General features: G+C 61.6%; 22 protein-coding genes. 9 read left to right on the top strand and 13 right to left on the bottom strand.

What is annotated here, in order from left to right; genetic code table 11:
- Positions 1–11: 11 nt before the first annotated feature.
- On the bottom strand, positions 12–203 hold the full coding sequence (locus AC3EML_RS20485) for a Flp family type IVb pilin (protein WP_352520343.1): 192 nt from the start codon (positions 201–203) through the stop codon (positions 12–14).
- A gap of 360 nt (positions 204–563) precedes the next feature.
- Here AC3EML_RS20485 and AC3EML_RS20490 point away from each other — a divergent pair, with 360 nt between their 5' ends.
- A complete protein-coding gene (locus AC3EML_RS20490; RefSeq protein ID WP_352557214.1) occupies positions 564–1,181 on the top strand; it encodes a prepilin peptidase in 618 nt (205 codons plus the stop codon).
- Between the two features lie 62 nt (positions 1,182–1,243).
- Here AC3EML_RS20490 and AC3EML_RS20495 read toward each other — a convergent pair whose 3' ends face one another.
- The 3 genes from AC3EML_RS20495 to AC3EML_RS20505 all read right to left on the bottom strand — a co-directional run bounded on the left by AC3EML_RS20495 (position 1,244) and on the right by AC3EML_RS20505 (position 2,988).
- Positions 1,244–1,804, bottom strand: coding sequence for a hypothetical protein (locus tag AC3EML_RS20495; protein ID WP_352520345.1), 561 nt, complete (start codon positions 1,802–1,804; stop codon positions 1,244–1,246).
- Between the two features lie 66 nt (positions 1,805–1,870).
- Positions 1,871–2,458 carry a hypothetical protein gene (locus AC3EML_RS20500; RefSeq protein ID WP_352520346.1) on the bottom strand — a complete coding sequence of 196 codons (588 nt, stop codon included), beginning with the start codon at positions 2,456–2,458 and terminating at the stop codon, positions 1,871–1,873.
- 98 nt (positions 2,459–2,556) lie between these two features.
- Positions 2,557–2,988: a tetratricopeptide repeat protein gene (locus tag AC3EML_RS20505; protein WP_352520559.1), complete on the bottom strand. Its 432-nt coding sequence runs from the start codon at positions 2,986–2,988 to the stop codon at positions 2,557–2,559.
- A 799-nt stretch (positions 2,989–3,787) separates the two neighbouring features.
- Here AC3EML_RS20505 and AC3EML_RS20510 point away from each other — a divergent pair.
- Positions 3,788–4,462 (top strand): methyltransferase family protein, encoded by a 675-nt coding sequence (locus tag AC3EML_RS20510; protein ID WP_352520348.1) that lies wholly within the window; start codon positions 3,788–3,790, stop codon positions 4,460–4,462.
- 586 nt (positions 4,463–5,048) lie between these two features.
- Here the strand turns inward: AC3EML_RS20510 and AC3EML_RS20515 are convergent.
- Positions 5,049–5,396 carry a DUF1294 domain-containing protein gene (locus AC3EML_RS20515; protein WP_023734695.1) on the bottom strand — a complete coding sequence of 116 codons (348 nt, stop codon included), beginning with the start codon at positions 5,394–5,396 and terminating at the stop codon, positions 5,049–5,051.
- Between the two features lie 92 nt (positions 5,397–5,488).
- Between AC3EML_RS20515 and AC3EML_RS20520 the strand changes: the two genes are divergently transcribed.
- Together AC3EML_RS20520 and dusA are read left to right on the top strand one after the other, a co-directional pair.
- Complete coding sequence (locus tag AC3EML_RS20520; RefSeq protein WP_156937242.1) at positions 5,489–5,920, top strand: hypothetical protein; 432 nt, start codon at positions 5,489–5,491, stop codon at positions 5,918–5,920.
- A gap of 249 nt (positions 5,921–6,169) precedes the next feature.
- Positions 6,170–7,165 carry a tRNA dihydrouridine(20/20a) synthase DusA gene (dusA, locus tag AC3EML_RS20525; RefSeq protein ID WP_352520349.1) on the top strand — a complete coding sequence of 332 codons (996 nt, stop codon included), beginning with the start codon at positions 6,170–6,172 and terminating at the stop codon, positions 7,163–7,165.
- A 5-nt stretch (positions 7,166–7,170) separates the two neighbouring features.
- Here dusA and AC3EML_RS20530 read toward each other — a convergent pair whose 3' ends face one another.
- Positions 7,171–7,875 carry a TIGR02281 family clan AA aspartic protease gene (locus AC3EML_RS20530; RefSeq protein ID WP_023734698.1) on the bottom strand — a complete coding sequence of 235 codons (705 nt, stop codon included), beginning with the start codon at positions 7,873–7,875 and terminating at the stop codon, positions 7,171–7,173.
- A gap of 13 nt (positions 7,876–7,888) precedes the next feature.
- Positions 7,889–8,122, bottom strand: a complete 234-nt coding sequence (locus AC3EML_RS20535) for a DUF1289 domain-containing protein (RefSeq protein ID WP_023824914.1) — start codon at positions 8,120–8,122, stop codon at positions 7,889–7,891.
- Positions 8,123–8,309: 187 nt separating this feature from the next.
- Here AC3EML_RS20535 and AC3EML_RS20540 point away from each other — a divergent pair, with 187 nt between their 5' ends.
- Positions 8,310–9,308 (top strand): nicotinate-nucleotide--dimethylbenzimidazole phosphoribosyltransferase, encoded by a 999-nt coding sequence (locus tag AC3EML_RS20540; protein WP_352563381.1) that lies wholly within the window; start codon positions 8,310–8,312, stop codon positions 9,306–9,308.
- A 9-nt stretch (positions 9,309–9,317) separates the two neighbouring features.
- Here the strand turns inward: AC3EML_RS20540 and AC3EML_RS20545 are convergent, their stop codons facing one another.
- Positions 9,318–10,841: a sensor histidine kinase gene (locus tag AC3EML_RS20545; protein ID WP_023734699.1), complete on the bottom strand. Its 1,524-nt coding sequence runs from the start codon at positions 10,839–10,841 to the stop codon at positions 9,318–9,320.
- Positions 10,842–10,916: 75 nt separating this feature from the next.
- On the opposite strand from AC3EML_RS20545, the gene AC3EML_RS20550 reads away from it, so the two are divergent.
- From AC3EML_RS20550 to AC3EML_RS20565, 4 genes are all read left to right on the top strand, one after another.
- The gene (locus AC3EML_RS20550) at positions 10,917–11,540 is read left to right on the top strand and encodes a thermonuclease family protein (RefSeq protein WP_352520351.1); all 624 of its coding nucleotides are present in this window, start codon (positions 10,917–10,919) and stop codon (positions 11,538–11,540) included.
- A 38-nt stretch (positions 11,541–11,578) separates the two neighbouring features.
- A complete protein-coding gene (locus AC3EML_RS20555) occupies positions 11,579–12,190 on the top strand; it encodes a glutathione S-transferase (protein WP_023708349.1) in 612 nt (203 codons plus the stop codon).
- Positions 12,190–12,807, top strand: a complete 618-nt coding sequence (locus AC3EML_RS20560) for a uracil-DNA glycosylase family protein (protein ID WP_023688514.1) — start codon at positions 12,190–12,192, stop codon at positions 12,805–12,807. Before AC3EML_RS20555 ends, AC3EML_RS20560 begins: the two co-directional genes overlap by 1 nt.
- Positions 12,808–12,950: 143 nt before the next feature.
- Complete coding sequence (locus AC3EML_RS20565) at positions 12,951–13,442, top strand: Lrp/AsnC family transcriptional regulator (RefSeq protein ID WP_023669013.1); 492 nt, start codon at positions 12,951–12,953, stop codon at positions 13,440–13,442.
- A gap of 48 nt (positions 13,443–13,490) precedes the next feature.
- On the opposite strand, the gene AC3EML_RS20570 is transcribed toward AC3EML_RS20565, so the two are convergent.
- The 5 genes from AC3EML_RS20570 to AC3EML_RS20590 all read right to left on the bottom strand — a co-directional run bounded on the left by AC3EML_RS20570 (position 13,491) and on the right by AC3EML_RS20590 (position 17,393).
- Positions 13,491–14,060 (bottom strand): DUF3299 domain-containing protein, encoded by a 570-nt coding sequence (locus tag AC3EML_RS20570; protein WP_023734700.1) that lies wholly within the window; start codon positions 14,058–14,060, stop codon positions 13,491–13,493.
- A 102-nt stretch (positions 14,061–14,162) separates the two neighbouring features.
- The gene (locus tag AC3EML_RS20575; RefSeq protein WP_023752262.1) at positions 14,163–14,867 is read right to left on the bottom strand and encodes a DNA alkylation repair protein; all 705 of its coding nucleotides are present in this window, start codon (positions 14,865–14,867) and stop codon (positions 14,163–14,165) included.
- 9 nt (positions 14,868–14,876) lie between these two features.
- The gene (locus AC3EML_RS20580; protein ID WP_352520352.1) at positions 14,877–15,746 is read right to left on the bottom strand and encodes an NAD(P)-dependent oxidoreductase; all 870 of its coding nucleotides are present in this window, start codon (positions 15,744–15,746) and stop codon (positions 14,877–14,879) included.
- Positions 15,747–15,849: 103 nt separating this feature from the next.
- Entirely contained in the window at positions 15,850–16,680 is an 831-nt protein-coding gene (locus tag AC3EML_RS20585) for an ABC transporter permease (protein ID WP_023734703.1), read from the bottom strand.
- Complete coding sequence (locus AC3EML_RS20590; RefSeq protein WP_023669007.1) at positions 16,677–17,393, bottom strand: ABC transporter permease; 717 nt, start codon at positions 17,391–17,393, stop codon at positions 16,677–16,679. The genes AC3EML_RS20585 and AC3EML_RS20590 overlap by 4 nt, the downstream gene beginning before the upstream one ends.
- Positions 17,394–17,398: the final 5 nt, after the last annotated feature.

Here is a 17,398-nt window from a genome sequence, read left to right on the forward strand (position 1 = left end):
CGTCACCGGTGTTACGCTGGCCTGGTGAGAGTGGCGAAGAAGCCGGCCCAACTGCCCCAAGCTGCAGCCAGGTTGGTGCCGGAAAGGGTGACCGCCGTGATGACGGCAGCGGTGAGTACGCCGAGAAGGATGAGATATTCAGTAAGCGCGATGCCGTCTTCTTCGCGGGCGAAGGCACGGAACATGCTGGTCAATTTAGTCATGATGATACTCCCTTACGTGACTTTTCCATTACCGGTCCGCGAGAGGAGCCCCCCAGCGCCAGACAGGTTTATTAATATCTCGTTAATTAGTGGAGCGTCAATTAGTGAATTCTAAAGCTGCCATTCTGGTTTGGTTTATGGTAAATTAAGAACGGTCCTATGCACCTGCTCCTACTTGGCCGGGGAAGCAGTTCGGAAAGAGCTGTGAGTCGAAACACAACAAAGACCATCCGTCGCCGGCCGTGGCGCCTCCTTCTGGTCACTTTTGGCTTGAGGTTTCCGACTAATTCGGCCGCCAGTTCCCTTAAGACCCGATCAAATTGCCGATCGCAGCCGGCGCGCCGGAGGCTTTCGTCGGGCATGTCGCGGCCGATGGCGTTAAAATCAGTCCTAATGATTCGGGCAGTTTGGGACCGGCAATATGCTGGTATGCAAGAGGGGGTAGGCGGGATGGAATTCCTAGGTGTATTGGCCATCACCGCAGCGGCGGGATTGATCCTCATCGCCGCATGGCAGGACTTCTTAACCTGGAAAATACGCAACTGGACGGTTCTGGCGCTTGTTGCGGATTATGCGCTTCTGGCTTTGATCCGCTGGGCGAACCCGGCTGGGGCCGGCATTCTGGCAGGGACAAATAGCGATTCGCCGCTCCAGGGCGATCTTGCCGCCGGCCTGTTGCTGCTCACCATCGGCTTCGTGCTGTGGGCCTTTCGGATGATGGGCGCCGGCGACGCGAAGCTGTTCTTCCCGATCGGCCTGTTCGTCGGGCTGAACCATCTGTTCTCGTTCGCCGTGGGGCTTGCGGTCGGCGGGGTTATGGTCAGCCTCGCCTTGCAGTTTTCCGTGCCACTGCAATACCAGGCATGGCCGGCGCTGTCCCGCATCGAGGAGATCCGAATATCGCGGAAGGTGCCCTATGGCGTCATCATGGCCGCCGCGGCGCTGGTCGCGATGTACTTACGATATTTTGGGGTTTGATAGATCTGGTTGTCGTCAAGCGCCACGTGGCGCTGGCGAGCGAACGTACAGGACAGTTCGTCTCAAGCGAACTCACGCAGAGCGGTCAGAAGCCGGATCTCGACCTGCCGCTTCGCGTTCGACTGCGCAATCATGTCGCGTATGACGAACAGATGACTGACCGCGCAGGCCAACGCGACGGCTGCAAAAAGGCCGACGCCAAGGGCGGGAAAGCTGCTGAAATCCGGCGTCCAGTCGATCCGCGATGTCGGGCCGATGCCGCCCGTGTCGGTGCCGGCTGAAAACACTCCGGCGCGACCCATAGACAGGAAAAGCATCAGGAGAGCCAGATGGGCTTGGAGAAATAGTGCCCTGCCGGCTGGACGGGACGAGAAGGCGATCACGGCGGCGGCGAGTGCGGCAGCCGCAAATACGACGAAGGCGGCGGCGTAACCGAAACCCGGCAGCCCGGCAACCAGGTAGACCGGCTCGCGGACCAGCGGGGCGAGGGTTATAAAACCTTGCCAGGCCGCGGGATCAGCGGGTGAGGCGCCAAGCCGGTAGGCGGACGCAATGAACGCCGCGCCGAGGCCAAAAGTCAGCGTGGGCGCTAGGTAGATCAATCTCGCGACATATTTCAGCATCTGTCGTCCCCGCAATGTCTGCGCAGACGATGAACCTTCTCCGTTAAGGATTGGTTCCGCCGAAACTTACTTGCGGACTTTGCTGTAGGTTACTTTTCCGTCGGGCGACACGGTCCGCTCGAACTGGACCGGGTTGGCCGGACGGGCAGGTTCGGAACGCACTTCCTTCGGCTGCGACGGCGGAGCGCTCAGAACGATTTCCCTCGGTGGTTCCGGGGCGGCGAGCACGTTGTCGCCGGCCTCGGAGACCGCTTGCAAACGCTCATTCATGTCCTGGTTTTCGCCCGTGAGCTTCGCCACCTGCTTCTCGAGTTGCGCGGTCTGATCGACCAGCGCCGAGATCCGCCGGTTCAATTCCCCGAACTGGCTTTGGACACCCTGGTTGACGGTGTCCAATTGTCTGGAAAGCCGCGTCTCGAATTGACCGAGGCCGGAAAGCCGATCCTCGAGCGCGGAAACCTCGCGGATCGACTGGAAGAGAAAGATCAGCATGACGACCATGCCGATGGCCAAAGCAAGCGAGATGACGTTCAACGTGATGGCTATGCCGCCGGCCACTCCGGCCTTCTGCATCAACGGCCCCGGCTCTGGCGGTTCCGAGTTTTGGGGATACTCCAGAATTGCCGGTTCACTGCCGACGACGAAGTTAAGCATTACCGCCTCGCCGGACCGGTTGTTTCAACGGGAGCAGCCGAGCCGTCGGATCCATCTCAGTTCAGCCGTCTTTCCAAAACCGCCGTGAAGACATGGCATCACGGCCGCTTCGCTAATGCAGTGCTGTTGGCGAGCAGTTGAAGGTTATTGGCAGTCGTCTCGTTCGACGGGTCCAACTCATAGGCTTTCAGGAAATTGCGTCGCGCCTGCTGGAGATTTCCACGCAGAAGATAGGAGTAGCCGACGTTGTTGTAGTATTCCGGGCGACCGCCGATCATCGTTGCAAGCTGGCGATAGGCGAGGTCGGATGTATCAAAACGGCCAATCTGATCGGCAGAAGCCGCAAAGCCGAGCCAGGCCTGTGGGTCCTTGGGGAAGAGTTCGACCGAGCGCTTGAAGAGCGCGTAGGACATTCCGTAGTTCTTTTCCTTGAACTGGGTCTTGCCCAGTGCGACCAACTCATCGGTCTTGTAGAAAGACACGTCGGGGAGGTCCTTTACGGAGGCGGCGCTGTCGCCATAGGAGGACATATCTCCGGTCTGGCAGCTGGCCAGAAACAAAGCGGAGACGGCTACTGCCGCCAAACCCCAGCCCCTCCTGCACACGCTTTGCGGACCTTTCCCCACCCAGCACTTATTTTCCCCAAGTCTGCTATAGGCCGAATATGCCGAATCCAACAGCAGGACCGATTATATTAGATATTTCTGAACAAGCTGTTGCAAAAATGCCCCGGACCGCATTATGAATCGTTCAAGCAGGGATCGGCGATGCGCTCTGGACAGCTCCTGGTGGCATTCGTCACCTACCGTCCCAGGCGCTCGCGTTCAGGGCCCGCCACTGCCCAGCCCGAACAGCATTGATGCCCGATCAAATACTAAGTCGCCAAGCAGGCAATCCGCAGCGGATACGCAAAGGCTTTTATACGAAGCGGGTGCCCTGTCGTCCGAGACGTGACTTATATCGGGAGTGACTCAAGCGGGGCCGGATCACGCTGAGGCATGCATCCGCTTCGTCTCAAAGCGATCCCCGTTGCGGATGATCGCGCGATTGATACAAGCGCTCATGGGGCCAGTGCCAAGTTTCCACTCGCATTGAACAGGAAGCCGGCCGATGAAAACGCCAGCCGCCACGATCAGGAGGCTGACAAGCACCACCAGAATTCGCACAGATTGCCGAAACATAAGCTACAGCGCCTCAAGGTCGATGTACCCAAGTTAGGGAACTTCGGCTAATTCGACGTTAAGAACAGCGTTAACGCTTTCTTAAGATCGAAGTTGCGGGCAAGGTTAAGAAATGCTTCATTCTCCGTCGGGCTTTGGGGGGTGGATCATGAAAATCTGGTCGTTCGACTTCGCGGGTCGCCTGCTCCTCATGCTGGTCTTTGCATTTTTCGTGCTTAGCGGGGTAGCGGACCTCGCCGCACTCTTTGGTGACGCGCAAATATCTCCAGACGACTTCATGCTCCAGTGCGTCTCGCGCACGTCTTCGCTCGTCTTCTCCACGCTGATGGTCACTTTTACGATTATCCGGCTCCCACCTAGGGATATCAGCCTTGGCTGGGCGCCGCGCATCGCGGCTGTCTGCGGAACCTTTATGCTCACGACTATCGCCATCATGGTTCGCCCAACACCGACAGAGGGCATGGAAACCGTTGCGGCATTGCTGGTTTTCCTGGGCATGACGGGCTCTGCCTATTGCCTTCTCTGGCTCGGCCGATCGTTTTCGATCGATGCGCAGGCCCGCCGATTGGTAACGCGCGGTCCTTACGCCGTCGTCCGTCATCCGCTTTATCTCGCGGAATCGCTCTTCATGCTCGGAGCCGTCGCGGCCAATCCGTCACCCGTGGTCATCACGTCGGTCGTGGTGAATTTCGCCATTCAATACTGGCGGATCTTGAACGAAGAACGCGTCTTGTCCTTGTCCTTTCCCGAATATGACTCGTACTCGCGAAAGGTGCCGATGCTCATTCCTTTTTCGCGAAGGTTGACGCTAGCCGCGCATTGAGGGGCACCAGTCGGGGACGGTTCCAGTAGGGCGCCCCACATTCATCGCTGATCCGGTGCCGCTTGGCATTGGAGCCTTTCATTGGGAGCAAGTTAAGATTAGAGCGTGCGCTGCCGTCATCCGAATGGGTTGGGACGATCCGCTCACGGGACCTGGATCCAGCTTTACGGCGTGGCGCTGGTTTGCGGGATTGCAAGACGAGACCAAGCTTGGCGTGTTTCTCGAAACCGCCGTCCCTGCTAGCAAATAGAGGCCGACGCAGGGAAGCTCTCAGCGCGTGGCAGAGCGTCATTCGTCTGCATGTTTCGCCGATGTCCAGATGGTGCGCATGTGGCCCCAGCCGGTTTCCCGATAGTCCACTTCCGGCTAGGCCCGGCGCGTACTTGGTGGAGCCCCGCCAAGGTGCCGGGCCACTCAGAACGGCTACCAGGGACAGCACCACGTAACTGGGTAACAATTATTAGGTGCCGGCCGGATGGACGCGCCGCTTGCCGCCAAATCTGCCAGCAGGCAATGCGCGCCCTCATCCGTTTCGGCCATGTCGCGAATTGTATGACCTGAACGTCCGCTCTTGACACCCTTGAAACTAGAGGCCCCCGAATTCGCCTCCGAATGTCAGTAATTGCGAGAGCGCTTCGGGCAATCCCGGAAAGAGCAATCCCACTTCAATCGCGATTACCGCGAGGACTTGGAGAAGGACGATGCGAGCCAGGCTGGAGCGGAACGGCTCCTTGCGCGTCTTGTGCCGGATCGTCTTTTGCGCGATCACAGTCCCGATGCTACCGCCAATGATGGCGAGTGTAAGAAGCGTCGACTCTGGAATGCGTTGGGCACCGTTTTTGGCCATAGCCTTGTCGAACGAGATGGTGGCGTAAGCCAGCAAGTTTACCGCGACAGCGTAGCCGATGACCCCGATTGCAAACTGCCCCGGCATGCGCTCCTCCACCTTCGGGCCAGTATAACCTAAGCCCGCTAAATCATCGGATGGCAACGGGTCCATCTAAATGGGCTATCTGAAACGTCGTCATGGTGACACGAAGTGACCGACCAGCCTGTCGAGTTCATCCTGCGTGGGGCGCCTGTCGCGCTGATGCCCTTTCCAACCACGCGAAGCCTCTTCAGGGCAATACGCGCGAGATCAACCGGTTCGACCTTGACGGGCAGATCGTGCACCGCAGCGGCATGAGCCAGAATGAGTTTTACAAAGCCAATGTCGATGCCGAGCGTCATCGGTCCGGCACCTTGGGCGGCCCGGTCGCGACCAAAACGAATGAGCCGTTCGCGATCAAGGGCAGCTATGTTGCACTTCCCCAGATGTCTTTGGAGCATATCGAGGGCTGCGGCCTTGGAGCGGCGAGGGGACTTGCCTACATCGCACATGTCGTCGATATGAAGGTCGATGGGTTCGCCGAAAGTTTTCAGGCGCGCTATACGGACTTGGTCGGCGTCTCACCGTGATCGACTTGGCGCTCGGTTTAGGTTGCCCAGCGCCTGGCGTCGTCTCGGCGCAGAAAGGTCTCGCTAACGTAGCGACCCTTGCGACGGACTTGGACACGCCATGAACCGGACGAGAGTTTTGTGTAGGTGGCCATTTTCTCGTGTGCGCTCCGTGTGCACTGAGAGATCGAAACGTGGCGAAAAGGGTCGTATTCTGGCGTAAATTCGCGTGCACTCGGGCTGCTCTAACGATTTGATGTTAAAGAAAAAATGCTGAAAAATCAAGATCATAGACTGGCTATTGCACCCATGATGGATTGGACGGACCGGCATTGCCGGTTCTTCCACCGCCAGTTGACGCAGCGTGCGCTGCTCTACACCGAAATGGTGGTGGCGGACGCTGTCATCCATGGTGCGCGCGAGCGGCTGCTTGGTTTTGACGAGACCGAACATCCGGTGGCACTGCAACTCGGTGGCTCCGATGCGCAAAAGCTGGCCGAGGCGGCGCGCATCGGCGAGGCGTTCGGTTACGACGAAATCAATCTCAATGTCGGCTGTCCGTCCGACCGGGTCCAATCCGGCACGTTCGGCGCCTGCCTGATGAAAGTGCCTGACCTCGTCGCCGATTGTGTGGAGGCGATGAAGGCGGCGGTGAAAATCCCGGTGACGGTCAAATGCCGCATCGGCGTCGACGAGCAGGATCCGGAGCCCGCGCTCGACGCGCTGGCCGACGGCGTTTTCGCGGCCGGCGCCGACGCGCTGTGGGTGCATGCGCGCAAGGCTTGGCTGGAGGGTCTGAGCCCGAAGGAAAATCGCGACATCCCGCCGCTCGACTATGACAGGGTCTATCGCCTCAAGGCTAGAAAATCGAACAAATTCATTGGCATCAATGGAGGCGTTCAATCGCTAGAAGAGGCGGCTCGCCACCTCGATCATGTCGATGGCGCCATGCTTGGCCGCGCCGCCTACCACACGCCAGGCATCCTGGCCGGCGTCGACGCGGCATTCTACGGCGACAAGGCCGGCGCCTACGATTTTGCCGCGCTGATCGACACGATGGCCGACTACGCCGCGCGGCATATCGAGCAGGGCGGGCGGCTCGGCCACGTCACCCGCCACATGGTCGGGCTGTTCCACGGCCTGCCGGGCGCGCGCCGCTTCCGGCAGATACTGTCCACCGACGCGACGAAACCCGGCGCCGGACCGGATGTGCTGAAGGCAGCGTTCGCTGCCGTCGATTTCGACCGTGTTGAAAAGGCCGCTTAAGCAGTTCAGTCGCGCAGAATCATCCGGTCGCCGCGCACGTCGAAACCCGACAGGGAACCGATGAAGTTCATGCCGAGCAGGCTCTGGCTGAGCGCGCCGGGCGCGGCGACCATCACCTGCATGTTCTTGCGCACGATGCCGCCGATCGCCAGTTCGTCGGTGCGCACCGAAGCGGCGCGTGCCATGCCATTGGCGGTCGAGACCGGGACGGTGAAGCTCAGCGCGGCCGGATTGAAGCCGGCCGCCTGCGCGTCTTCGGCGGTGAGCACTGTACTGGTCGCGCCGGTATCGACGACGGTGAGGATCGGCGCGCCGTTGATCGTGATGCGGGCCTCGAAATGGCCGCTGTCGGCCTTGTCCAGGGTCACGGTGGCATGGCCGTCCTCGACGCCGAGCGCCAGCGGGCTGCCGGGAACCAGGCCCGCCGTCACCCGGCTGGCGAAATCCTGCAACTCGTAGCGGTACTGGTAGCCGGCGACGAGCGCCAGCACGATCAGGGCCCACGTGCCGAGATTGCGGGCCATGACGCCGAGCGGCCTGCCGGACCGGACAAGGCCGGCGCTGACCAGCAAGCCGATCGCCCCCAGCCAGACCAGACGGCTGAAATCGTAATTCTCGATGCCGAACGTGCTGCCGGCGTCGTTGTTGATCATCAGCAGCACCAGCCCGAGGCCGATTGCCGCCATCACGATCCAGAACAGCCGGTTCATTGGACCTGCCGTTTCAAGAGAGGACGTCGCGCTCGCGCGCCATGCGGCTGCGGCGTGTTTCCCGGCGCGGCCGGCGCTCGACCGTTTCCAATCGGGCCGGCAACTCGGCCATGACGCTGCGGCGTACCTCCGGCGTCATCCCCATCCAGGCGCCGATTTCATCGCGCGTGCGGCCACAGCCGAAGCAGAAGCCGGTTTTCATGTCGATCGAACAGACCAGGATGCACGGGGATTCGATGGCCGTCATGACTTTCTCTTGAAGGTTCCGTCCGGAATCCCTCGTTCCATCTCCACATGGTGCAACGGCAAAGCCAATGCAAGCCCTTCGGAATGCGGCGCGGGCAACCGCTTTCGCGCCAATGTCGAGGGGAGTTGTGCCGGCCGGGCAAGGCGGTTATGCCGCTGATCAACCACAGGGAATGATCAGGACCGACATGACCAGCGCGCTGCCCTTCGACGACTTTCGCAATCTGCTGGCGAGCCTGCCGCCTGCCGACACAGTCGCGGAAAACAGGGTGCGCACCCTGTTTTCCAAGGCCGACAAGCCGAAAGCCTCGCTTGGCCGCATCGAGGACATCGCCGCCTGGCTTGCTGCCTGGAGCGGGCGCGCCCCGCCGGCGGTGAACCGGCCCCTGGTGGCGATCTTCGCCGGTAACCATGGCGTGACCCGCCACGGCATCTCGCCGCGCCCTGTCGCTGCGACCGCAAACGCCGTTGAGCTGTGCGCCGCCGGCGGTGCGGCAATCAACCAGATTTGCGTCGCCAACAATCTTGGCCTCAAGGTGTTCGATCTGGCGCTGCACATTGCGACCGCCGACATCACCGAGGACGCCGCCCTCGACGAACGCGGCTGCGCCGCCACCATGGCCTTCGGCATGGAAGCCATTGCCGGTGGCTCCGATCTGATTTGCCTCGGCGATCTCGGCGTCGGCAACTCCACCGTTGCGGCGGCTTTGTGCGCCGCCCTGTTCGGTGGCAGCGGCGCCGACTGGGTCGGCCCCGGCTCCGGTGCCGACGCGGCCATGCAGGCGCGCAAGGCTGATGTAGTCGATGCAGCCGTCGCCTTCCATGGTGCGGCTCTGAAGGACCCGTTGGAAGCACTGCGCCGGGTCGGTGGCCGCGAGTTTGCCGCCATTGCCGGCGCCATCCTCGCCGCCCGGATGCAAAAAATCCCGGTGCTGCTCGACGGCTTCGCCGCGACCGCTGCCGCTGCCGTGCTGCATGCCGCCAACCCGGGTGCGCTCGACCATTGCCTGCTGGCCAGCCAGTCGCCTGAACCCGGCCAAAGGCTTGCCGCCGAGCGGCTCGGCCTCAGGCCGCTGTTCGATCTCGGCATCAGCCACGGCGAAGGGGTAGGGGCCGCCCTTGCCGCCGGTCTGGTCAAGGCGGCGGCGCTTACCAGTTCGGGCATGGCGGCGGCGGTCAAAGCCTAGAACAAGCTTTCAACGTCGGCGGGCCGCCGCCACGGTCTTGGTTGGCAGCGCCGGCAGTTCCTCCATCACTCGGGCGAGCGGGAAGATGGCGATTGCCTCGGTGCCTTCGCGCAATTTCGACTGAAGTTCGAATTCGCCGCCATGCATGGCGAGCAGGCCCTGCACAATCGGCAGTCCGAGCCCGGTGCCCTGTTCGGCGCTCTTGATGGCGATCGAGCCCTGGCCGAAGGCGGACAGCACGATCGGGATTTCGTCTTCCGGTATGCCCGGCCCATTGTCCTTGACCGAAATGTACTGGCCGCCGCCCGCCGTCCAGCCGACGCGCACGCGAACTTCGCCGCCGGTGGCGGTGAATTTGATGGCGTTGGACAGGAGGTTGAGCGTGATCTGCCGCACCGCGCGCTCGTCGGCGAACAGCCGCGGCAGGGCACTTTCGAAATCCTGGACGATGCGGATGTCCTTGTTGCGCGCCTTCAATTCCATCATGTGGCAGCAATCTTCGGCGATGTTGAGCAGCATCACCGGCTCTTCGTTGAGCTGATAGCGGCCGGCCTCGATGCGCGACAGATCGAGGATTTCGTTGATCAGGTCGAGCAGATGCTGGCCGGAATCGTGCACGTCGCGGGCGTAGTCGCGATAGGTCGGGTTGCTCATCGGCCCGAGCACCTCATTGGCCATCACCTCGGAAAAACCGAGAATGGCGTTGAGGGGCGTCCTGAGCTCATGGCTCATCGAAGCAAGGAAGCGCGACTTCGCCAGATTGGCGTCTTCGGCCCGCCGACGAGCTTCGTCCGACATCGATTTCGCGGTCTCCACCTCGGCGAGCAGCGCATCCTTTTCGGAGCGGAAGGACAGAAGTATCAGCGACGAGCGGTTGAGATGGCGCGCGATATAGGCAAAGAACGGCAATGCCGCGACCAGCAGGGCGACCATGATCGTCCCGACCGGCACCCAAAATTGCGTTTCGGCATAGGCATAGACCGCCACCGGAACGACGAAGGTGGCAAGCAGCGAGCCGCGCAAGGACGACGCCATGATAGCGGTCGTCGCCATGGCCAGCAGCAGCACCACCGCCTTGGCCACCTGGAACTGGTCGATCTGGCAGGTGGCGCAGCCGAGCCAGGCGAACCACGCCCAGCCGAGGCCGCACAGCGAATGGCCGATCAGAAAATCCCTGCGGGTGCGAACAGGGTTGAGCTCGGCAGCTTCGGTGCGGCCGACGCGCCGCGCCATGAAGGCGACGATCGAATAGCAGATCAGGGTGAACAGCGCCCAGACGCTGATCTGTTTGTCCACACCGGCCAGCAGCCCGGCCGCCGCGACCGCCAACACCAGCAGTGGGATGACGGCTGCGCCGCCCACCATGGTCCCGGCGTGCAGCTTCAGCAGCTCGCGGTCGAAGTCGAGATTGCCGACCTGCTGCGAAAGACGGTCGCGCGTCTTGCGCACCGCGCGCGCCACATCGCTGTTGCGGTGCGGTTTCCGGCGGTCCACAATGAATTTATCCGCTGTGTTCGAGCGTAGCAGAGGCATGGAAACTTCGATTTATGCGCGCAGCGATCTCAATTCGTTAAGCTACGTTCGAATGATTAAGAGACTGTTTGCCATATGAGCCGTTCGTGGTCGCCAAGGCCGCCCCGGCGATACTATCCGCCGCCGCCGCGAAGCCTGTGGCGCAAGCTGCTGGATTACGCGCTGACGGTCATTCTGCTCGGCCTGCTGATCCTGCTCGCCGCACGCCTTGACCGTTTCGAGACGCGCAAGGCGGAAGGGGTGGCGATCGTCAACGATGGCGATTCACTCACTCTTGGCACCGAACGTATCCGCATGCGCGGCATCGACGCTCCGGAATACCAGCAGATCTGCCGTAGGGATGGCGCAGACTACGCCTGCGGCAGGCTGGCGCGCCAGGCGCTGGTGCGGCTGATATCAGGAAATCCGGTGACCTGCAGCGGCTGGCAGCGCGAGCGCTACGGCCGCCTGCTCGGCGATTGCAAGGCCGGTGGAAAGGATCTCAACCGGGCCCAGGTTGAGGCCGGCTGGGCAATTGCCTATGGCGATTTCGACACCGAGCAGGCCATTGCCCGCGCCGGCAAGGTTGGCATCTGGGCCGGCACCTTCGATGCGCCGCAAGACTGGCGCGAAAGCCACCACGGCGGCCCGCTCGAAAGAAAGCACGGCACGCTGGCTTCGGTCGGTGACGCCTTGCGAGAGATGTTTCGCGTCTGGTGACGAGCACTATAGTTGAAGGACCATATCGGGAGGAAAGCATGAAACTGTTCGATGGCGGCCGCGCCCCCAATCCGCGGCGCGTGCGGGTTTTCCTGGCCGAGAAGGGCATCGCAGTGCCACTGGTGCCGGTCGATATGGGTGCGATGGGGCACAAGCAGGAGCCGGTCAGGTCGCGCAACCCGCTGCAGCGGCTGCCGGTGCTGGAGCTCGACGACGGCACCATCCTCACCGAATCCGTCGCCATCTGCCGCTATTTCGAGGAACTGCATCCCGAACCGGCGCTGTTCGGGCAAGGCGCGCTCGGCAAGGCCAAGGTCGAGATGTGGCAAAGGCGCATGGAGTTCAATCTGCTCAGCTGCGTCGCCCAGGCTTTTCGCCACATCCATCCGGCGATGAAGGAATGGGAAATTCCGCAGATCCCCGAATGGGGCGAGGCCAACAAGGCGAAAGCGGTCGAATTCCTGAAACTGCTCGACCCCGAACTGGCAAACCGCGAATTCGCCGCCGGTGACGCCTATTCGATCGCCGATATCACCGGCATGATCGCCATGGATTTCATGAAACCAGCGCGCATCAAAGTGCCGGACGAGTGCACAAACGTGCTGCGCTGGTACAGCGCCGTCTCGAGCCGTCCGAGCGCTTCCGCCTGATGGAGGCGGAACTCGAACGCTTGACGGCAAAGGTCCGCGCCTGCCGCATCTGCGTCGACACTCCGGTCGGCAGGCCACTGCCGCACGAGCCGCGCCCGGTGCTGCTGCCATCATCCAGCGCCCGCATCCTGCTCGCCGGCCAGGCGCCAGGCACAAAGGTGCATTCGTCCGGCATGCCGTTCACCGACCCGTCCGGCGACCGGCTGCGAAGCTGGCTGGGCGTAACCAGCGAGGAATTCTACGACACGGATAAATTCGCCATCGTGCCGATGGGGTTCTGCTTCCCCGGCCAGGACGCAAAGGGCGGCGACCTGCCGCCGCGCCGAGAATGCGCGCTGGCCTGGCGCGCGCCGCTGATGGCGCTGATGCCGCAGATCGACCTCGTTTTGACAATCGGCTCCTACGCGCAATCCTGGCATATGGGCGCCACGCGCCGGCCGTCGCTGACCGAAACCGTGAAGGACTGGCGCACCATCTGGGATGCGCCGGCCAGCCTGAAAGTGCTGCCGCTGCCACACCCGTCATGGCGCAACTCAGGATGGCTGAAGCAGAATCCATGGTTTGAAATGGATTTGCTGCCGTTTCTGAGATCGGAAATCCGCTATCGCATAGATTAGACTTTAAGCAAGATATCACTCGCTTTTGTGCCATCCGGCAGAATTTCTTTCTTGTGAAAGGCCGAAATAAGAGGGAGTATAGCCAATCTATTCCCAAAGCGCGTCGCGCCCGAGGGAACGCGGCCTGCACCAGGAGCACCTCAATGGATCGCCTCGACAGAAAAATTCTCCGCCTCCTGCAGGAGGACGCGACGCTCGCGGTTGCCGATGTCGCCAAGAAAGTCGGCCTGTCGACGACGCCGTGCTGGCGCCGCATCCAGAAGCTGGAGGAAGAGGGAGTCATCAAGCGGCGCGTCGCCATCCTCGACCACGAAAAGGTCAATGTGCGCGTCACCGTCTTCGTGTCGATCCGCACCAATTCGCACAGCCATGAATGGCTGCGGCGTTTCTCGGAAGTCATCCAGGAATTTCCCGAAGTTGTCGAATTCTACCGCATGAGCGGCGACGTCGACTATCTCCTGCGCGTCGTGGTGCCCGATATCGCCGCCTATGACGCCTTCTACAAGCGGCTGATCGCCAAGATCGAGATCCGCGACGTGTCGTCGTCCTTCGCCATGGAGCAGATCAAGTACACGACCGAAATGCCGCTCGACTACATGCTGCTGGACAAGGAATCCGGCGCCAACGCGGCCTGAGCGCGGTTGTCCGTGACTGGGCGGTGACGCTGCACAAGCCGGCGGCGCTTAGTTTTTCTTTTTGTTGAGGAAACTCCAGGGCGAGTTGACCGGCAGCGTGATCGTGTCCGGCACCGTGTCGACTGCCACCACATCGGCTTTGCGTACGGTGTAGCCGGACTGGATGATGCTGACGCCGTCGAGAATGAACAACTGGCTCTTCTCCAAGCCGGGCCGCAAGGCGCCGGTCACGGCAACCGACTCATAGGCCTGCGACATCTTGTAGGGACGGGCCGGCGTCACCAGCACGATCTGGTTGGGCGGCGGCGTCGGCATGTGGCTGCAAGCGCCTGTCCACGGCACCAGCAGGAACTGGTAGACGAGATCGCCATCACGGTCGACCGGCAATGCATAGCCGGCTAATTGTACCGTCTTGTCCTGCAGGTTGAGCGACAATGTCTCGCCACGATCGGGCAGTTTTGCCGCAATCATCGGCAGGCCGGCATCTTCGGCCACCGCCTGCGTCGCCGGGCGGAGATCCTTCCAAAAGATATGCGCGGTTTGCGCTGAGGCGTCGAAGGTACCGGCTGTCAACAACGCGGCTGCAAGCGCGAGGGTCGATTGGAGATGTTTGGCCATAGGCCGAGTAAAGACGTCCTGGCCAATTGCGTCAACGCTTGAGCCGCATCATATGTCTGCGAGAGCCGGCGGCCAGGTTGCGTTGGCAAACGGGTTGCCAGGTCAGCCTTTTCTGGCGGCGATCCGCTCGATGATCTTGGCATTGGTGAGTTCCCGTACGGCGTCCTTGCCAATCCAGCGAGCCGTCTTGTCGGTCGACTGGGCCAGCCGTTCGGCCACGGCAAGGGCAGCACCGTGCATCTCCAACGATCGCTTGCCGATCGAACGAAGCGCCCAGTTTGCCGCCTTCTTCACGAAATTGCGGCTGTCGGCGGCATGCGCTTCGATGATCGGCAGGAAGCCGAGGAAAGTCGCCACCGGCTCCTGCTTCCGGTGCACGACGGACCACGCCATCATCGCAAAGGCCGTGCGTCGAACGAACTCGCGCTCGTCCGCCGCGAACTCTTCAATCAGCTCCTTCCAGGCGTCCGTGTCGACGAAGAGATCGGAGACGCCGTCGACGATATCCCAGGAATCGAAGGACGCGGCCCATTGTCGTGCATCCGCGGCTGAGAAGCGCTTCGGGTCGGCCGTGACGGAAGCGATGAACTGCGCCTCCATGATGCCGGTCTGCCAAAGCTCGAAAGCACGCTCGTGGTTGCGCTTGATCTTTTTGGCGATCTGCCGCTGCATGCCATGCGAGATGCCGAGCGCGCGCTCGGTCTTGATGCCGTAGCGCAGCATACCGCGGCGATTGTCCTCCGAGCCGATCGAGCGCAAATGGGCGACGATCTCATCGGCGCTCGATTGGGGCGAAAGCTCGGCCATTGCGAACGCCTATTTTTCCAGGCGCGCCAGCAAGGACGAGGTGTCCCAGCGCTTGCCGCCCATCGCCTGCACATCCTTGTAGAACTGGTCGACAAGGGCGGTCACCGGCAGTCTCGCGCCATTGCGGTCGGCTTCATCGAGGCAGATGCCGAGATCCTTGCGCATCCAGTCGACGGCAAAGCCGAAATCATATTTACCGGCATTCATCGTCTTGTGGCGGTTCTCCATCTGCCAGGACCCGGCAGCGCCCTTGGAAATCACCTCGATGACCTTCTCGATGTCGAGCCCGGCCTTCTTGCCGAAATGGATGCCTTCGGCCAGTCCCTGAACCAGCCCGGCAATGGTGATCTGATTGATCATTTTCGTGAGCTGGCCGGCGCCCGACGGACCCATCAGCCCGACCATCCGGGCAAAGGCGTCGATGACCGGCCTGGCCTTGTCGAAGGCAGCCTGCTCGCCGCCGACCATCACCGTCAGCACGCCGTTCTCGGCGCCCGCCTGCCCGCCGGAAACCGGCGCGTCGAGGAAGGAAAAGCCGGCCTTTTCAGCGGCGTCGGCCAGTTCGCGCGCGACTTCGGCCGAAGCGGTGGTGTTGTCGATGAAGACCGAGCCTTTTTTCATCGCGGCGAAGGCGCCATCGGCCCCGGTCGTCACCGAGCGCAGATCGTCGTCATTGCCGACGCAGGAGAAGACGAAATCCTGGCCCTCTGCGGCGTCCGCCGGCGTCGCGGCAGACTTGCCGCCATGCTGGGCCACCCATTGTTCCGCCTTCGCCGCGGTGCGGTTGTAGACGGTGGCGTCGTGGCCGCCTTTGTTCCTGAGGTGCCCGGCCATGGGATAGCCCATCACGCCAAGACCGAGAAATGCCACAGATGCCATGAGTTTGCCCTTCAGACGGAACGGAATTGTCTTGGAAAGCTCTAGGCTCTACGCGCCATTCGTCAAGACGCGCATGAGCCGATCGACTGGTACAGCCGACCGCTCAGCGGATCAGATGAATGGTGATCCGCCGCTCGATCCATTCGACGCCATGTCGCAGGATCTCGACCATCACCAGATAGACGATGGCGACCCAGACATAGGCCTGGAAGTCGAAGGACTTGGCGTAGGCGAGCTTCGCGTTGCCCATCAAATCATAGACGGTGATGATGGCAACGATGGCGGAGGCCTTGATCATCAAGACGAGTTCATTGCCGTAGGGCCGGAGCGCCACGATAAACGCCTGCGGCAGGATGACCTTGCGCAGCGTCTGCAATTTGTGAAGGCCGAGCGAAGCAGCGCCCTCCCATTGGCCTCTCGGAACACTTTCTATGGCGCCGCGCAGGATTTCGGCCTGGTAGGCGGCGGTGTTGAGCGCGAAGGCAAACACACCGCAATTGAAGGCGTCGCGGAAGAACCACCACAGTCCGACGGATTCGAGCTGCACCCGGAATGAGCCCAGGCCGTAATAGACGAGATAGACTTGGACGAGCAGTGGCGTGCCGCGGAAGAAATAGACGTAGCAATAGGCCAGGACGGACAAATAGCGGTTCTTCGACATGCGGGCATAGGTGACGGGCAGCGAAAAGAGCGCGCCGAGCACCATCGAGATGGCCACCAGCGCAAGCGTGGTTCCCAAGCCCTGCAGATAGGCAGGCGCGTATCTGGCGAAGAACTCGCCATTCCAGGCGTAAACCAGATAGACGGCGATGCCGATGCCGAACAGGATCCAGAAGCCGACCAGTGCATAGCCGACGACACGGGCTCGCGGCCAGCCCCGCGCCCGTGGTGGTGGCTTCTCGATGTCGACGGCGGCGCGCGTCACGACGCTCATCGTGCCTCCCTCCGCCCGAGGGAACGCAGGATGAAGCCGGTGGCGATCGACGACAGGATGGCAAGGATGAGAAACACCATCGCCGCGACGCTGTAGAACAGGAAGGAATGTTTGGTGACACGGGCCGCCACGCCGGCGTTGCGCAAGGTTTCAGCCAGATTGACGACCGACACCAGGGCGGTGTCCTTGAGCAGGCTCAGCCAGCAATTCTCGAGGCCGGGGAAGGCGATGCGCAGCAGCTGCGGCAGGATCACCTTGCGCATCGTCTGCCATTTCGACAGCCCGATCGCATAGCCGCCTTCATACTGGCCCTTCGGAATGGCGCGAAAGGCCGAAAGGAAGACTTCGCTGGAATAGGACGAAAAGATAAGCGACAGCACGATCATGCCGGCGAGGAAGCTGTCGACATCGACCGTCGCTTCCGGCCTGAACAGACGGATGACATACTGCAAGAGGATCGGCATGCCGAAGAAGAACAGGAAAAGCGTCACCAGTTCCGGCAGTCCGCGAAACACCGTGGTGTAGATGTTGGCAGCCACGCGAAGCGACGGCTCTTCGGATTGTTTCGCCCAGGCGACGAAAAAACCGATCGTCAGGCCGATCGGCAGTGTCGCCAGCGCGAGCGCAATGGTGACCAGTGCGCCATAGGCAATATCGTCAATCCAGCCATCGGGTCCCCAAGTGAGAAGTATCCATATGTTCTGGCTTGGCATTGACG

The sequence above is a fragment of the Mesorhizobium sp. P170090 genome (assembly GCF_057786115.1).

Bases quoted from the DNA above. Each gene is read 5' to 3' on its own strand.
- AC3EML_RS20575 (WP_023752262.1), bottom strand. From the start codon at position 14,867: ATGGCCGAGCTTTCGCCCCAATCGAGCGCCGATGAGATCGTCGCCCAT.
- AC3EML_RS20490 (WP_352557214.1), top strand. From the start codon at position 564: ATGTCGCGGCCGATGGCGTTAAAATCAGTCCTAATGATTCGGGCAGTT.
- AC3EML_RS20570 (WP_023734700.1), bottom strand. From the start codon at position 14,060: ATGGCCAAACATCTCCAATCGACCCTCGCGCTTGCAGCCGCGTTGTTG.
- AC3EML_RS20540 (WP_352563381.1), top strand. From the start codon at position 8,310: ATGACCAGCGCGCTGCCCTTCGACGACTTTCGCAATCTGCTGGCGAGC.
- AC3EML_RS20585 (WP_023734703.1), bottom strand. From the start codon at position 16,680: ATGAGCGTCGTGACGCGCGCCGCCGTCGACATCGAGAAGCCACCACCA.
- AC3EML_RS20500 (WP_352520346.1), bottom strand. From the start codon at position 2,458: ATGCTTAACTTCGTCGTCGGCAGTGAACCGGCAATTCTGGAGTATCCC.
- dusA (WP_352520349.1), top strand. From the start codon at position 6,170: ATGCTGAAAAATCAAGATCATAGACTGGCTATTGCACCCATGATGGAT.
- AC3EML_RS20550 (WP_352520351.1), top strand. From the start codon at position 10,917: ATGAGCCGTTCGTGGTCGCCAAGGCCGCCCCGGCGATACTATCCGCCG.
- AC3EML_RS20545 (WP_023734699.1), bottom strand. From the start codon at position 10,841: ATGCCTCTGCTACGCTCGAACACAGCGGATAAATTCATTGTGGACCGC.
- AC3EML_RS20515 (WP_023734695.1), bottom strand. From the start codon at position 5,396: ATGCCGGGGCAGTTTGCAATCGGGGTCATCGGCTACGCTGTCGCGGTA.
- AC3EML_RS20520 (WP_156937242.1), top strand. From the start codon at position 5,489: ATGGTGACACGAAGTGACCGACCAGCCTGTCGAGTTCATCCTGCGTGG.
- AC3EML_RS20590 (WP_023669007.1), bottom strand. From the start codon at position 17,393: ATGCCAAGCCAGAACATATGGATACTTCTCACTTGGGGACCCGATGGC.
- AC3EML_RS20485 (WP_352520343.1), bottom strand. From the start codon at position 203: ATGACTAAATTGACCAGCATGTTCCGTGCCTTCGCCCGCGAAGAAGAC.
- AC3EML_RS20565 (WP_023669013.1), top strand. From the start codon at position 12,951: ATGGATCGCCTCGACAGAAAAATTCTCCGCCTCCTGCAGGAGGACGCG.
- AC3EML_RS20495 (WP_352520345.1), bottom strand. From the start codon at position 1,804: ATGCTGAAATATGTCGCGAGATTGATCTACCTAGCGCCCACGCTGACT.
- AC3EML_RS20535 (WP_023824914.1), bottom strand. From the start codon at position 8,122: ATGACGGCCATCGAATCCCCGTGCATCCTGGTCTGTTCGATCGACATG.
- AC3EML_RS20555 (WP_023708349.1), top strand. From the start codon at position 11,579: ATGAAACTGTTCGATGGCGGCCGCGCCCCCAATCCGCGGCGCGTGCGG.
- AC3EML_RS20580 (WP_352520352.1), bottom strand. From the start codon at position 15,746: ATGGCATCTGTGGCATTTCTCGGTCTTGGCGTGATGGGCTATCCCATG.
- AC3EML_RS20505 (WP_352520559.1), bottom strand. From the start codon at position 2,988: ATGTCCTCCTATGGCGACAGCGCCGCCTCCGTAAAGGACCTCCCCGAC.
- AC3EML_RS20510 (WP_352520348.1), top strand. From the start codon at position 3,788: ATGAAAATCTGGTCGTTCGACTTCGCGGGTCGCCTGCTCCTCATGCTG.
- AC3EML_RS20560 (WP_023688514.1), top strand. From the start codon at position 12,190: ATGGAGGCGGAACTCGAACGCTTGACGGCAAAGGTCCGCGCCTGCCGC.
- AC3EML_RS20530 (WP_023734698.1), bottom strand. From the start codon at position 7,875: ATGAACCGGCTGTTCTGGATCGTGATGGCGGCAATCGGCCTCGGGCTG.